The sequence below is a fragment of the Klenkia sp. AC732 genome (genome assembly GCF_979256525.1).
This window is the reverse complement of record NZ_CEEDOS010000035.1, coordinates 41,028-54,146: the sequence shown is the minus strand read 5'-3', so window position 1 is coordinate 54,146 and position 13,119 is coordinate 41,028. Positions and strand designations below refer to the sequence as shown.

Below are 13,119 nucleotides of genomic sequence, written 5' to 3'. Positions count from 1 at the left end.
CCCCGGGCCACTCCGCAGTCCCCCGCCGCCGACCCGCCGCCGGCACCGGCCGGCCGCCCCCGCCTGCAGCACACGACGACGGCCGCGCTGCGCACCGTCGTCCCGCTGCTGGTCGTGGTGGTTGCGCTGTCGCTGTACACGAACAGCCAGAACGCGGCCTTCCTGTCCGAGGCGAACCTGCAGAACGTGCTCTCCCAGGTGGCCGTGCTCGGCATCCTGGCCGCCGGGCAGACCTTCCTGCTCATCGGTGGCCAGATGGACCTGTCCGTCGGCAGCCTGGCCTCCCTGGTCGGGGTCGTCGCCGCCCGCCAGTTCGCGGCCGGCTGGTCCGACGTCGCGGTCATCGCGTTCGGCCTGGCCCTGGGCGCCACCGTGGGTCTGGTCTGGGGCCTGGTGGTCGCCTTCCTCGACGTCCCGCCGTTCATCCTGACCCTGGGTGGGCTCAGCGTCTTCGCCTCGCTGGCCCTGGTGCTCAGCGACAACACCCCGGTCCCGGTCGCCTCGGGCCTGGACAGCTGGGGCTTCGGCGAGTGGGCCGGCGTCCGGGCACCAGTGGTCTTCCTGGTGGTCGTCGTGCTGCTGGCCGGGGTCGTGCTGCACCTGACCCGCTTCGGCCGGACGACGTTCGCGTTGGGATCCAGCCGGCAGACCACGTTCCTGGCCGGGATCCCGGTGCGCCGGCACGTCGTGCTGCTCTTCGTCGGCAACAGCACGCTGGCCGCGTTCGCCGGGCTGGTGCTGATGGCCCGGCTCGCCTCGGGCGACCCGCGTGCCGGGTCCGGCCTGGAGCTCGCGGTCATCGCGGTGACGGTGCTCGGCGGAGCAGCGCTGTCCGGCGGGCGCGGCACGATGGTCGGCACCGTCCTGGGTGTCCTGGTCTTCGGCGTCATCAGCGCCTCGCTGACCTTCCTCCAGGTCCCCGGCGCCTACCAGGAGCTGGTCTCCGGCGGCATCCTCATCCTCGCCGTCACGGTCACCGCCGCGGCCGACGCCCGGGTGGCCCGCGGCCGGGGGGCAGGGCGCGCCTCGGCCGTCCGCTCCGCGGTCCGTGCCTCGACCGACCCGCTGCTGCGCCGCCCCTCGCGCCGGGACGCCGACCCGCCGGACTGACCGGCCCGCACACCACCCGGTCGACGTCGCCCGGCCGCTCGCCGCCCCTCCCCTGCGTCCTCCCTGGAGCCCCCTCGTGACGATGACCCCTGCCGCGACCCCTGCCTCGCTGCTGTCCCGCTCCCCGCTTGCCCGCCGCGACTTCCTCCGCCTGACCGGGCTGATCGGCGGCGGTCTCGCCGTCGGCGGTCTGGTCTCCGCCTGCGGCGGGGACCCCGGGTCCTCGGCCGCGTCCGGGGGCGGCGGCGCGGTCGGCACGGGGAAGACCATCGGGCTCTCCCTGAACGGCAACAACGCCTACTCCAGCTACGTGGCCGAGGGAGTGCTCAAGGCCCTGGAGGGCACCGAGTACTCCTTCGCCGGCGTGCAGAACGACTTCGACTCCTCCACCGAGCTGGGCAACGTGCAGAACCTGCTCAGCCAGGGCATCGCCGGGCTGGTCGTGCTGCCGGCCGACGCCACCACGATCGCCCGCGCGGCCCAGCTGGCCGCCCAGCAGGACGTGCCCGTGGGCAACGCGCTGTGGCCCGGGGAGTCCGACGCCGACGAGTACTACGCCGGGGTCGCCGACCTGGACTCCGTCGAGGGCGGCACCATGATCGGCGAGTGGCTCATCGCCAACGCCACGCCCGGCCCGGTCATCGTGGTCCAGGGCATCGTCGGCCAGGGGTTCTCCGAGCGCATCGACGAGGGCCTGGACGCGGCACTGGAGGGCAGCGGGTTCGAGGTCGTCGTCCGCGAGCAGGGCTTCTTCGCCCGGGACACCGCCACCTCGATCGTGGAGTCCGGGCTGCAGGCCAACCCGGGGGTGACGGCGATCGTGGCCTACTCCGCCTCGATGTCCAACGGCATCTCCGCCTACCTGGAGGCCAACGGCCTCACCGGCATCGCCCACGTGTCCAGCGACGCCGACGACGAGATGTTCACCTGGCTGGAGACGCCGTACCTGTCGGCCACCCGCTACTACTCGGCCGCCCAGACCGGTCTGCTCGCCGCCCAGGCGGTCCGCGCCGCGCTGGAGGGCGGCGAGGTCACCTTCGACAACGTGGTCGAGCAGTCGATGGTCACCGCCGAGGACGCCGCCGCAGCGATCGAGGCCAACCCCTACCGGTACGAGCAGTTCGCCGACCAGGCGTCGATCTGATGGGCGTCCGGCTCTCCTTCGCCAGCCTGCTGGTGGCCGACCCGGACGCCTCGGTGGAGTTCTACCGGGACGTCTTCGACCTCGACGAGGTCACCGACCTGGCCTCCCCGCACTTCCGGGGGCTGTGGGTGGAGGGCACGGTGCTGGGCTTCAGCGGGCCGCACGCCTACGAGCTGCTGGCCCTGCCGGTGCCCCCGGACGGCGAGACCGGCGTCGACACCTTCCTCACCTTCGAGGCCGAGGACCGGGCGGCGGTCGACGCGCTCACCGAGCGGGCGGTCGCGCACGGCGGGACGGTGCTCGCCGGCCCGGCGGAGACCTACTACGGGGCCTGGCAGTCCGTCGTCCGGGACCCGGACGGGCACGTGCTGCGGGTGAACTTCCTGCCCCTGTAGGTCAGTGGTGGCCCGCGCCGAAGGAGGTCTGCCGGAGGTACTTCTCCCGCAGGTGCTCCCCGGCGGTCGGGGTCCCCGGGGGCGGGTCGCCGCCCCCGGGGAGCCCGGGCAGCACGTCGACCAGGGAGTCGTAGGCCGGGTGGTGGTAGAACGCGAAGGCCAGTCGGGAGGAGTCCATCGCCCGGTCCCGGCGGGGGTTCACCACCCGGTGCAGGGTCGCCGGCCACCGGTCCCCGGTCCACTCGGTGAGCAGGTCCCCGACCATCACCATCAGCGCCCCCGGGATGACCGGGACGTCCACCCACTCCCCGCCGCGGTCGAGCACCTGCAGGCCGCCGGGCCGGTCCTCGGCGCTGACCACGGTCAGCGTGCCGTAGTCGGAGTGGATGCCGGCCCGCATCTGACCGGGCAGCGGCGGCTCGGGCTGGTCGGGGTAGAACAGCGCCCGCAGCATGCTCACCGCACGGTCGGTCCGGGACGTCACGGTGTCCTGGGGCAGCCCCAGGGCATCGGTCAGCAGCACCATCAGCTCACCGGCCACCCGGGCCAGCTCGGCGTACCAGTCCTCCCACAGCGGCCGCAGCCCCGGCAGCTCCCGGGGCCACAGGTTCGGTGCCAGGTGCGGTCCGGCCGCCTGGTCGGTGACGTAGGGGTCGGCGGGGTCCAGGCCCCAGGGGCCGATGTCGAACTTCTCCTTGAGGTCGGCCGGGGACTCCTCGTCCAGCGAGTACGTGATCCCCTCGCTGCCCACCCCCGACCACCCGCGCACCTGGTCGGCGGCCGGCTGCGCGACCCTGGCCTTCACATCGGGAGCGAGCGCGAAGAACTGGCGGGTGACGGTGAAGACCTCGGTGACCAGCTCGGCGGGCACCCCGTGACCGGTGACCTGGAAGAAGCCGACCTCGTCGCAGGCGTGCCCCAGCAGCTCCGCGGTGCGGGCCCGGTCGGCCGCATCGGCGCGGCCGGGAGCGAGGTCGATGACCGGGATCGTGCGCACGGGGCGAGTGTGCCGTGCCGCTGACGGTCGCGGACCACGCCGCCGCCCTCGGCGCCGAGCTGCTGGTGCCCGAGGGCGCCGACCGGGTGGTGACCTCGGTGCGGCTGCTGGACGGACGCACCGGGCCGGCCCGGGACGGGGAGCTGCTGATCGCCGTCTGGGCCCCGCCCCGGCGCGGGTCGGCCCTGCCGCCGTTGCGCTCGCTGCTGGCCCCGCTGCTGGGCGGCTCGCCCGCGGGCGTCCTCGTGCTGCCCGGCGGTGGCCGGGTGGTCCGCCCCCCGGCGGACGCCGTGGACCTCGTGCGGGAGGCCGGCGTCGCCCTGCTGTGGGTGGACGAGGACGTGAGCCCCGCCGTGGTCCTGGACCGGCTGCGGACGGCGGGGACCGGGGAGGGGCCCGCCCGCCTCACCGACGCCCTCGCCCGGGTGCTGGAGGGCGAGGTCGACGTCCACCGGGTGGTGCGTCGGGTGGCCGAGCTGCTCGACGCCCGCGTGACCCTGGTCGACAGCGGGGGCCGGGAGGTCGCCCAGCACCCGACGTCGGAGGACGGGCAGCCCGACGACGGGCTGGACGTCGTCCCGGTGCCGCTGGTGCACGGCGGTCGGCAGCTGGGCCTGTGGCGGGTCGAGCGGGCCACCCCGCTGGCCGCCGACGAGCTCGCGCTGGTCGACCAGGTCACCCCGGTGCTGGTGCTCGGCATGCGCGTGACGGTGGCCGAGGAGCGGGCTGCCACCCCGGTGCAGGAGCTGCTGGGCGCGGTGCTCGGGGAGGACCTGGCGGCCCGGGAGCGGGCGGTGCGCCGCAGCAAGCGGCTGGCCGCCTTCCCGGCCCGGTCAGCGGTCTTCCTCGTCGTCACGCCCTTCGGGGTGGACGTGGCGACCGCCGGGCTGACCCGGCTGGCCCGGCTGCTGGAACCGGCCGTCCGGATGGTGGACGAGCGCGCGCTCACCGTCGTCCACGAGGGTGCGGTCGTCCTCGTCGTTGGGGACGACGTCGGCCTCGAGCGCCTGCAGCGCTCGATGTACCGCCGGGTCACCGTGCCCCTGGTGATCGGCGCCAGCCGCGCCGTGGACGACGTGCGCGGCTTTCCCGGTGCTCACCGGCAGGCCCAGCGGGCCGCCGCGATCGGCCGCCAGCTGGGCGCGGTCAACCGGGTGAACCGCTACGACACGCTCGGGGTGCACCGCCTGCTGGTCCAGCTGCCCGCGCACGAGCGCAGCGCCTTCACCCGGGACGTGCTGGGCAGCGTCGCCGGGGACGACCCCGCGGCCGCAGAGGCCCGGCGGGTGCTGCGGGCCTTCCGGGCCACCCACGGCAACGCGATGGAGGCCGCCCGGCAGCTCTTCCTGCACCACAACACGTTCCGGCAGCGGCTGGCCAAGCTGCAGGCCTCGATTGGGGACTTCGTCGGGGACGCCGAGCTGCGGATGGCCGTCTTCGTCGCCCTGGACCTGCACCGGCTGGACAACGACCGGGAGGCCTGACCGCGGCGCCAGTGTCTTGTGGAGACCTTGCGGAACGCAGCGGTCCGTCTTGTGGGTCGCTCGTCAGTGTCCTCCCTGACGCCGGAGACCACCGGCCCCCGGAGCAGACCCTGGAGCACCCGCCATGAGCACCACCCACCGCCGCGCCGCCCGCACCGTCCACTCGACCGGCCGCAAGGTCGTCGTCTCCCTCGGCGTCGTCGGCGTCGCGGCCGCCGTCGCCGGCATGGGCACCTTCGGCACGTTCACCAGCAGCACGAGCGCCAGCGAGACGGTGAACAGCGGCACCGTCACCATCGCGCTGGGCGCCACCGGCACGGCCGCCAACCGGCTCTCGGCCACCGCGGCGAACATCGTCCCCGGCGACACGATCAGCCGCGCGGTCACGTTGTCCAACACCGGTGACCAGGCGCTGGCCGGGGTCGTGCTGAACACGACCGCGACGACCTCGAGCCTGCTCAACACCGATGCGACCAACGGCCTGCAGCTGTCGGTCAACGCCTGCTCGGTGCCCTGGACCGAGGCCGGCGTCGCCCCCGCCTACACCTACACCTGCACCGGCACGACCACCGCGGTGCTGGCCTCCCGCCCGGTCATCGGCGCCGCCACCGCGGTCGCCGTGCCCGCCACGCTGCCGGTCGGTGGCACGTCGAACCTGGTCGTGACCCTGACCCTGCCCCAGACGGCGGACAACACCTTCCAGACCAAGTCCTCGGTCATCGCCTTCGAGTTCGTCGGCACGCAGCGCAACGGCACCGCCCGCTGACCGGGGCGGGCGCACCGCCCGCGCCCGCTGCACCGCCCCCCACCCCGCCGTCCACCGGGAGGAGACCCCGTGACCGCCGTCCTGCCGCACCGCCCGTCCCGTGTCCTCCACCCGGTGGACGCCGGGGCGCACCGCGCCGGCGGCCGGGTCGGGACCCGCCCGCTGCCCCTGGCGCTCCGGATGGCCCGCCTGGTGGCCCGCCGGCTGGTCGACCTGGCGCTGGTCGTCGCGGTGCTCGCCTTCGCCGCGCTGGCCGTCGGCCCGCACGTGTTCGGCTACCGCACGGTCACGATGCTGACCACCAGCATGGCGCCGGGCATCGCCCCCGGGGACGTCGTCGTGGACACCGCGCTGCCGGTCGCCGACATCGAGCCCGGCATGGTGCTCACGTACCACATCCCGGTCGGTGACCGCCGCGTCGTCACCCACCGGGTGGTCAGCGCCGACGTCGGACCGGACGGGTCCGTCACGGTCCAGACCAAGGGCGACGCCAACGACGCGGCCGACCCCTGGACGGCGACCTTCGCCGCCGGCGACACCGCCTGGCAGGTCCGGGCGACGGTCCCGGAGGTCGGCCACGTCGTCCAGCTGCTGCGCACCCCGGTGCTCACCGAGGTACTGGTGTGGGGCGCCCCCGCCCTGGCGGCCGCCTGGGTGCTGCTCACGGTCTGGCGCCCCACCCGGGCCGAGCAGGACGCGTGAGGACGGGCTGGGTGCGCCGCGCCCTGGTGGTCCCCGCGCTGGCCTGTGCCGTGCTGGTGACCTCGCCCAGCGCCGCCTCGGCCGCGTTCACCGCCCGGGCGGCGGCCCCGCTCACGGTCGGCACCGCCACGGTCGCCCCGGCGACCGCACCCACGACCGCCGGGTCGACGGCGTGCGTGCTGAGCCTGACCACCAGCTACACGGTCCGGATCAGCTGGACGGCCAGCACGACCGCCCGGGTCACCGGCTACGTGGTCACCGAGACGGTCAACGGCGTGGCCCGGGCGCCGGTGACGCTCGCCGGGACCTCTGCCCAGCGGGCGGCCACGAAGCCGGCCCTGCAGACCGCCACCCACGCGTTCAGCATCGTGGCCCGCACCGACTACGGCTGGACCGCGGTGCCGGCGACGGTGACGTTCCGGTGCTGACCGCCCTGGTCGTGGACGACGACGCCGGCTGCCGGCACGCCGTCCGTGCGGCGTTGGAGGCAGCCGGGTGGCACGTGCTCGTCGCCGACGGTCCGGTCCAGGCCCGGGTGCTGCACGACCTGCACACCCCCGACCTGGTGGTCACCGACGTGTGGATGGCCGACGGTGACGGGCTGACGATGCTCGCCCAGCTGCGCGCGGACGGTCGGGACACCCCGGCCCTGGTGGTCACCAGCGACCCGTCGGCCGCCGTCCGCGAGCGGGCGGTGGCCCTCGACGCCCGTGCGGTGCTGGCCAAGCCGGTGGACGCCGCGGCCCTGCAGAGGATCGCCGGCGGGCACGTGCCGCGGGCCGACCAGCCCGACGACGGTCTCGACGACGAGCTCCGCGCCGTGCTCGACGCGCTCTACGCCCGGGCGCTGCCCCAGCGGCTGGGTGCCCTGCGGCAGGCGGCCCGGGCGGTGGACACCGCCGCGCTCGCCGCGGCCGCGCACGCGCTGGCCGGGGCCAGCGCGCAGCTGGGCCGGCTGGAGACCGCGGTGCTGTGCCGGACGGTGGAGCGGGAGGCGCGCGCCGGGCGGGTCGACGGGACGGCGCTGGCTCAGCTGACCAGCCGGTAGCCGACCCCGCGCACGGTGCGGATCTCCGGCCGGTGCATCCCGGCGGCCACCAGCTTGCGGCGCAGGTTGGACATGTGCGCCTCGACCAGCCGCAGGTTGCCCTCCCACTCGCTCTGCCACACCTCCCGCAGCAGCGTCTCGCGCTGCAGCACCCGCCCGGGCCGGCTGACCAGGGCGTGCAGCAGGTCGAACTCGGTGCGGGTCAGCGGCACGTCGGCGCCGTGGACCCGCACCTCGCGGGTGCCCTCGTCGACCTCCAGGTCGCCCAGCACGGTCGCCGCGGGCACCCGGGCGGTCACCTGCTCGGGGGCCGGGGCCGCCGCGGCCACCACGTGCGGACGGCGCAGGAAGGTCTGCACCCGGGCAGTGAGCTCCCGCGGGGAGAACGGCTTGGCCATGTACCCGTCGGCGCCCACCGCCAGCCCGACCAGCACGTCGACCTCGTCGGCACGGGCGGTGAGCATCAGCACGTAGGCCTGGGTCAGCGTGCGCAGCTCCCGGCACAGCTCGGTGCCGTCGGCGTCGGGCAGCCCCAGGTCCAGCACGATCACGTCCGGCGGCTCGGCGGCCACCTCGGCCAGGCACTCCCGGGCCGTGCCGACCGCCCGCACGCCGAGACCGGCGCGCTCGAGCACCGTCGTCACCAGCACCCGGATCTCCTCGGTGTCCTCCACGACGAGGACCGAGCCCCGGCTCACCGGGCACCTGCCCCGACGGTCCCCGGGGCGGCCGGCACCGGCACGGCCAGCGGCAGGCTGACGGTGGCGGTGGTGCCCTCCCCGCAGCTGCTGCGCAGGTCGGTCCGCCCGGCGTGGGCGGTGACGATCGCCTGCGTCACGGTGAGCCCGAGGCCGACCCCGGCGATGCCCTGCCGGCGGGCGTTCGAGGAGCGGAAGAACCGGCTGAACAGCTCGCCCTGCTCGTCGGCGGGGATGCCCAGACCGGTGTCCCGCACGGTGATCCGGGCGACCTCGACCGGCACGCGGCGCCAGGTGTCGTCGGGGGCACCGGCCAGCCCGTCCGGGTCGGCCCACCCGCGGTGCAGCCCGACCGTCACCCGGCCACCGCGGGGGGTGTACTTGACGGCGTTGCCCAGCAGGTTGTCCACGGCCTGGCCGAGCCGGTCCGGGTCGCCGGCGACGACCAGCGGCTCGTCGGGCAGCTCGACGACTAGCTCGACTCCGGCGGTCAGCGCCGCGGGGCAGGCCGTGTCGCGGGCCGCGGTCACCACCGTCCGCAGGTCGACGTCGCGCACGTCGAGGGAGAACCGGCCGGCCTCCACCTGGGCGGTGAGGAGCAGGTCCCCGACCAGCCGCAGCAGGCGCTGGGCGTTGCGCTCCACGATCAGCAGGTGCGCCCGGTGCCCGGGGTCCAGCGGGGTGTCCTCGTCGTCCACGACCAGCTCCAGGTAGCCCAGGATCGAGCTCAGCGGGGTGCGCAGCTCGTGCGAGACCAGCCCCACGAACTCGTCCTTGAGCCGCGCCTCGGACCGCTCGGCGCTGACGTCGGTGGCGACCACGTTCCACCCGGCCGGCGCCCCGGCGCTGTCGTGTCGCGGGGTGACGGCCAGGGTCGCGGTCAGCCGGGTCCCGTCGGCACGGACCAGCGTCGCGTCCCGGGCCCGCTCGTCACCGGCGCGGGCGACCAGGGTCGCCACCGGGTCGGCGGGGTCGAGCTCGGCCGGCTCCAGGAAGTCCAGCACCGACCGCGTCCGGACGACGTCGGCCCGTGGCAGGCCGAGCATCCGCTCGGCGCCGGGGTTCCACACCCGGACGAGCCCGTCGGGGTCGGTGCCGATGACGGCGTGCTGGGTGACGGCGTCGATGACGCTGGTGATGGTCTCGGTGGTGGCCGCGAGGCGGCGGCTGAGGAGTTCCAGCTCGGCGGTGCGGGCCTCGGCCTGGGCCAGCAGGGCGGTCTGCTCGGCCTGCAGCTCGGTGACGGTCTGCAGCCGGGCCCGCAGCCGCCGGGACAGCTCGTTGACCGTCAGCGCGGCCACGCCGAGCGCGACCGGGGTGACCACGGCGCGGACCAGGTCGACGACGGTGGTGACCGCGCCGGTGAGCACGGCCGGCAGCAGCAGCACCCCCGCCGTCCCGACCACCGCGACGAGCACCGACAACCGGCGCCGGTCGCTGGCGATCGCGATGACCGGCGGGATGACCAGGGCGGTGAACAGCGAGGCGGCGCCCCCGGTGGTCTGCCGCAGCGGGCCGACGGCGGCCAGCTGCAGCACCGGGACGGCGAGCTGCACGACCGTCGGCAACCGGTCCCAGGGGGCCAGCCAGGCCACCAGCTGGGCGGCCACCGCGGTGCCGACCGACAGCACGACGAGGGCGCCGGACCCGACCTGCACCTCGGGGGTGAGCAGGAGCAGCAGGCTGAGGGCGTACAGCACGAGGAACGGGGTGCTGCGCTCGGCGACGCCGGCCAGGTCGGGACGGCGGAAGCCGCACTCGGCGGCGGGCCTCACGGGGTCACCGCCCGGGCGTGCCGGTCCGGCCGGGGTGGCGCGGCCAGCCCGGCCAGCAGCGCCCGGACGTCGCCCCCGGTGAAGGGCTTGGGGAGGGCGAGGGCCGAGGCGGGGTAGTCCCGGCGGTCCAGCACGGAGCAGACGGCGACCGGGGTCCCGGGCCAGCGGTCGTGCAGCGCGCGGACCAGGCCCCAGCCGTCCAGGCCGGGCAGCAGCAGGTCGACGACGACCAGGTCCGGCGCGGGCGACGCCGTGCGGGCGAGGGCCACTTCGGCGCTGGCGGCCCGCTCGGTCCGGCAGCCGGCGCGGTGCAGGTGGTGGCACAGCAGCGTGGCCTGGTCGTGCTCGTCGTCGACGACGAGGACGGTGAGGGGCGAGCTGGGCACGGCACACGCTCCGGGGTCGGTGGTCCCGTCCCGGGTCACCCGGGGACGGGTACTCCCACCTCAACGGGCCGTCCGCGGTCGGGTCACACCCCTCCGGGGTGTTCCACCCATTTGAGTCCGGAACTGTTCCGTTCGGTGACCGACCGGGGGTGGGGGTGACCCCCCGTCACCAGCTGCCGGGACCCGTCGCGCGGCGACCCCGGGCGAGGGCGACCAGCGCGAGCACCGCGGCGGCACCGGCGCACGCGGTGGCCAGCAGCAGCACGACGCCCCCGATGCGCAGCTGCAACGAGGAGTCGGAGGAGACCAGGCTCTGCACCAGGGCCAGCAGCAGCCCGAGCCCCTGCTGCAGGACCGCCCCGGCACCCAGCAGCACCAGCCCGGCGCCCAGTGCGCTGCGGACCCGGCTCAGCAGGCCGCCGGTGACCAGCACGCCGGCGGCGAGCAGGAAGACCAGTCCGGGCGCCTGGAAGACCGTCTCGTCACCGAAGCGCTGCAGCAGCGGGCTGAACGAGCCGATGTCGGTGCCGTAGTCGTAGGTCGGCAGCACCGACGCGGCCAGCACCAGGACCCCGGTGACCAGGGCCAGCACCAGCAGCGGCAGCCCCCCGGTGGCGGGCCGGGCCGGGGCTGCCCCCCAGTGCTGCTGGCCCGCCGGAGGCCCGCCCCACGACTGCTGTCCAGGCGGCCCACCCCAGGGCTGCCCGCCCGGCTGCTGACCCGGCTGGTGTCCCGGTGCCTGCCCGGGCGCCTGGGTCCACGGCTGCGGGGGTCCCGGCCGGTGGGGCTGGGCGGGCTGCTGCGGGGCGCTGGGCCGGTCCGGGTCGCTCACGCGGGCCATCGTGGCGGAACCGGGCCGGCCGCGCAGCCCGGGTCAGTCGGGCAGGCGCAGCACCCGGGCGTCCCAGGGGGCCAGGACGGCGTCGTCGTGGTCGGGCAGGTGGTCCCGGTTGCCCAGCACCAGCTCGGCGCCGGCCGCCTGCGGCAGCAGGTCGGCCAGCGGGTGCGGGGTGCCGCTGACGTTGCAGACGACGAGCAGGGTCTCGCCGTCCAGGCTGCGGGTGTAGGCGTACACGTCCTCGTGGTCGGGCAGCAGCATCGTGAAGTCGCCGAGCTGGACGGTGCGGCTGTCGTGGCGCAGGGCGATCAGCGCCCGGTGGTGGGCCAGCACCGAGTGCGGGTCCTCCCGCTGGGCGGCGGCGTTCCACTCGACGTGGTCGGGGTCGACCGCGATCCACGGCGTGCCGGTGGTGAACCCGGCGTGCTCGGAGGCGTCCCACTGCACCGGGGTGCGGGCGTTGTCCCGGCTGGCCGGGCGCAGCGTCGCGAGCACCTCCTCCGGGTCGGCGCCGGCCGCGGTGGCCTCGGCGAAGTGGTTGAGCGACTCGATGTCCCGGAAGTCCCGGATCGAGGCCCACGGGGCGTTCGCCATCCCCAGCTCCTCGCCCTGGTAGACGTACGGCGTCCCGCGGTGGCCGTGCAGCAGGGTGGCCAGGCAGGTCGCCGAGTCCCGGCGGTGCGCCGGGGAGTCGTCGCCGAACCGGGAGACCGCGCGCGGCTGGTCGTGGTTGTCCCAGTACAGGGAGTTCCAGCCGACGTCGGCCAGCCCGGCCTGCCAGCGGCCCAGCGAGGCCTTGAGGTCGGTGAGCCGCAGCGGCCGGTGCTCCCACTTGGTGGCGCCCTGGTCCAGCTGCACGTGCTCGAACTGGAACACCATGTCCAGCTCGCGCCGTGCCGGGTCGGTGATCAGCCGGGCCTGCTCGACGGTGGCGCCGGGGGTCTCCCCCACGGTGATCAGCTCGGCGTCCCGGCCGGCGAAGACCTCCTGGTGCATCTCGGCCAGGAACTCGTGCAGCCGGGGCCCGAAGAAGGTGGCGACCGTGCCGTCGCCGTAGGGGGTGCCGGGGATCGGCGGGCCATCGGGCAGCCCCGGCTGCTTGCTGATCATGTTGATGACGTCCATCCGGAAGCCGTCCACCCCGCGGTCCAGCCACCACCGCATCATCTCGTAGACGGCCTCCCTGACCTGCGGGTTCTCCCAGTTCAGGTCGGGCTGCTTGCGGCTGAACAGGTGCAGGTAGTACTGCCCGGTGGTCTCGTCGAGCTCCCAGGTGGGCCCGGAGAAGAAGGACTGCCAGTTGGTCGGCTCCGCGCCCGGGGCGCCGGCGGCCATGCCCTCCCGGGCGTCGCGCCACCAGTACCAGTCCCGCTTGGGGTTGGTCGTGCTCGACCGGGACTCCACGAACCAGGGGTGCTCGTCGCTGGTGTGGTTGACCACCAGGTCCATCACGATCTTGATGCCCCGGGCGTGCGCGTCGGCCAGCAGCGCGTCGAACTCGGCCAGCGTGCCGAACGAGGGGTCGATGTCCCGGTAGTCGCTGATGTCGTAGCCGTTGTCGTCCTGCGGGGACCGGTAGACCGGCGACAGCCAGACGACGTCGACGCCCAGGTCGGCCAGGTGGTCCAGCTTCCCCCGCACGCCCTCGAGGTCGCCGATGCCGTCGCCGTTCGAGTCGGCGAAGGAGCGGGGGTAGACCTGGTAGACGACGGCCGAGGTCCACCAGGGCGGGTTCGCGGAGGTCACCGCCCCCATCCTGCCGACCCCCCGCCGACC

14 protein-coding genes are annotated in these 13,119 nt (G+C 75.3%); 8 read left to right on the top strand and 6 right to left on the bottom strand.

Translation table 11 applies throughout. The features are described from left to right. From AC0IVP_RS16230 to AC0IVP_RS16220, 3 genes are all read left to right on the top strand, one after another. On the top strand, positions 1 to 1,110 hold a 1,110-nt coding region (locus AC0IVP_RS16230), incomplete at its 5' end, for an ABC transporter permease (RefSeq protein ID WP_471757847.1). Positions 1,111 to 1,192: 82 nt separating this feature from the next. Then, the gene (locus AC0IVP_RS16225; protein WP_471757849.1) at positions 1,193 to 2,254 is read left to right on the top strand and encodes a sugar ABC transporter substrate-binding protein; all 1,062 of its coding nucleotides are present in this window, start codon (positions 1,193 to 1,195) and stop codon (positions 2,252 to 2,254) included. Continuing rightward, entirely contained in the window at positions 2,254 to 2,649 is a 396-nt protein-coding gene (locus AC0IVP_RS16220; RefSeq protein ID WP_056295846.1) for a VOC family protein, read from the top strand. The genes AC0IVP_RS16225 and AC0IVP_RS16220 overlap by 1 nt, the downstream gene beginning before the upstream one ends. Position 2,650: 1 nt before the next feature. Here AC0IVP_RS16220 and AC0IVP_RS16215 read toward each other — a convergent pair whose 3' ends face one another. Continuing rightward, positions 2,651 to 3,646, bottom strand: a complete 996-nt coding sequence (locus tag AC0IVP_RS16215; RefSeq protein ID WP_056295843.1) for an isopenicillin N synthase family dioxygenase — start codon at positions 3,644 to 3,646, stop codon at positions 2,651 to 2,653. 14 nt (positions 3,647 to 3,660) lie between these two features. Between AC0IVP_RS16215 and AC0IVP_RS16210 the strand changes: the two genes are divergently transcribed. From AC0IVP_RS16210 to AC0IVP_RS16190, 5 genes are all read left to right on the top strand, one after another. Beyond that, positions 3,661 to 5,130 (top strand): PucR family transcriptional regulator, encoded by a 1,470-nt coding sequence (locus AC0IVP_RS16210; protein WP_471757845.1) that lies wholly within the window; start codon positions 3,661 to 3,663, stop codon positions 5,128 to 5,130. Between the two features lie 124 nt (positions 5,131 to 5,254). Then, complete coding sequence (locus AC0IVP_RS16205; RefSeq protein ID WP_056295838.1) at positions 5,255 to 5,896, top strand: TasA family protein; 642 nt, start codon at positions 5,255 to 5,257, stop codon at positions 5,894 to 5,896. Between the two features lie 69 nt (positions 5,897 to 5,965). Then, a complete protein-coding gene (locus AC0IVP_RS16200) occupies positions 5,966 to 6,598 on the top strand; it encodes a signal peptidase I (RefSeq protein WP_471757843.1) in 633 nt (210 codons plus the stop codon). Beyond that, positions 6,595 to 7,026 carry a hypothetical protein gene (locus tag AC0IVP_RS16195; RefSeq protein ID WP_471757841.1) on the top strand — a complete coding sequence of 144 codons (432 nt, stop codon included), beginning with the start codon at positions 6,595 to 6,597 and terminating at the stop codon, positions 7,024 to 7,026. The genes AC0IVP_RS16200 and AC0IVP_RS16195 overlap by 4 nt, the downstream gene beginning before the upstream one ends. Next, positions 7,020 to 7,646 carry a response regulator gene (locus tag AC0IVP_RS16190; protein ID WP_056295824.1) on the top strand — a complete coding sequence of 209 codons (627 nt, stop codon included), beginning with the start codon at positions 7,020 to 7,022 and terminating at the stop codon, positions 7,644 to 7,646. The genes AC0IVP_RS16195 and AC0IVP_RS16190 overlap by 7 nt, the downstream gene beginning before the upstream one ends. On the opposite strand, the gene AC0IVP_RS16185 is transcribed toward AC0IVP_RS16190, so the two are convergent. From AC0IVP_RS16185 to AC0IVP_RS16165, 5 genes are all read right to left on the bottom strand, one after another. Further along, the gene (locus AC0IVP_RS16185; protein WP_471757839.1) at positions 7,628 to 8,344 is read right to left on the bottom strand and encodes a response regulator; all 717 of its coding nucleotides are present in this window, start codon (positions 8,342 to 8,344) and stop codon (positions 7,628 to 7,630) included. The genes AC0IVP_RS16190 and AC0IVP_RS16185 overlap by 19 nt on opposite strands. Continuing rightward, the gene (locus AC0IVP_RS16180) at positions 8,341 to 10,119 is read right to left on the bottom strand and encodes a sensor histidine kinase (RefSeq protein WP_471757837.1); all 1,779 of its coding nucleotides are present in this window, start codon (positions 10,117 to 10,119) and stop codon (positions 8,341 to 8,343) included. Before AC0IVP_RS16180 ends, AC0IVP_RS16185 begins: the two co-directional genes overlap by 4 nt. After that, entirely contained in the window at positions 10,116 to 10,505 is a 390-nt protein-coding gene (locus AC0IVP_RS16175) for a response regulator (protein ID WP_056296644.1), read from the bottom strand. Before AC0IVP_RS16175 ends, AC0IVP_RS16180 begins: the two co-directional genes overlap by 4 nt. A gap of 166 nt (positions 10,506 to 10,671) precedes the next feature. After that, a complete protein-coding gene (locus AC0IVP_RS16170; protein WP_471757835.1) occupies positions 10,672 to 11,337 on the bottom strand; it encodes a hypothetical protein in 666 nt (221 codons plus the stop codon). A gap of 42 nt (positions 11,338 to 11,379) precedes the next feature. Then, a complete protein-coding gene (locus AC0IVP_RS16165; protein WP_471757833.1) occupies positions 11,380 to 13,098 on the bottom strand; it encodes a glycoside hydrolase family 13 protein in 1,719 nt (572 codons plus the stop codon). Between the last annotated feature and the right edge of the window lie 21 nt (positions 13,099 to 13,119).

Excerpts from the sequence above, each read along its gene's own strand:
- AC0IVP_RS16225 (WP_471757849.1), top strand. The coding sequence starts at position 1,193 with ATGACCCCTGCCGCGACCCCTGCCTCGCTGCTGTCCCGCTCCCCGCTT.
- AC0IVP_RS16220 (WP_056295846.1), top strand. The coding sequence starts at position 2,254 with ATGGGCGTCCGGCTCTCCTTCGCCAGCCTGCTGGTGGCCGACCCGGAC.
- AC0IVP_RS16205 (WP_056295838.1), top strand. The coding sequence starts at position 5,255 with ATGAGCACCACCCACCGCCGCGCCGCCCGCACCGTCCACTCGACCGGC.
- AC0IVP_RS16165 (WP_471757833.1), bottom strand. The coding sequence starts at position 13,098 with ATGGGGGCGGTGACCTCCGCGAACCCGCCCTGGTGGACCTCGGCCGTC.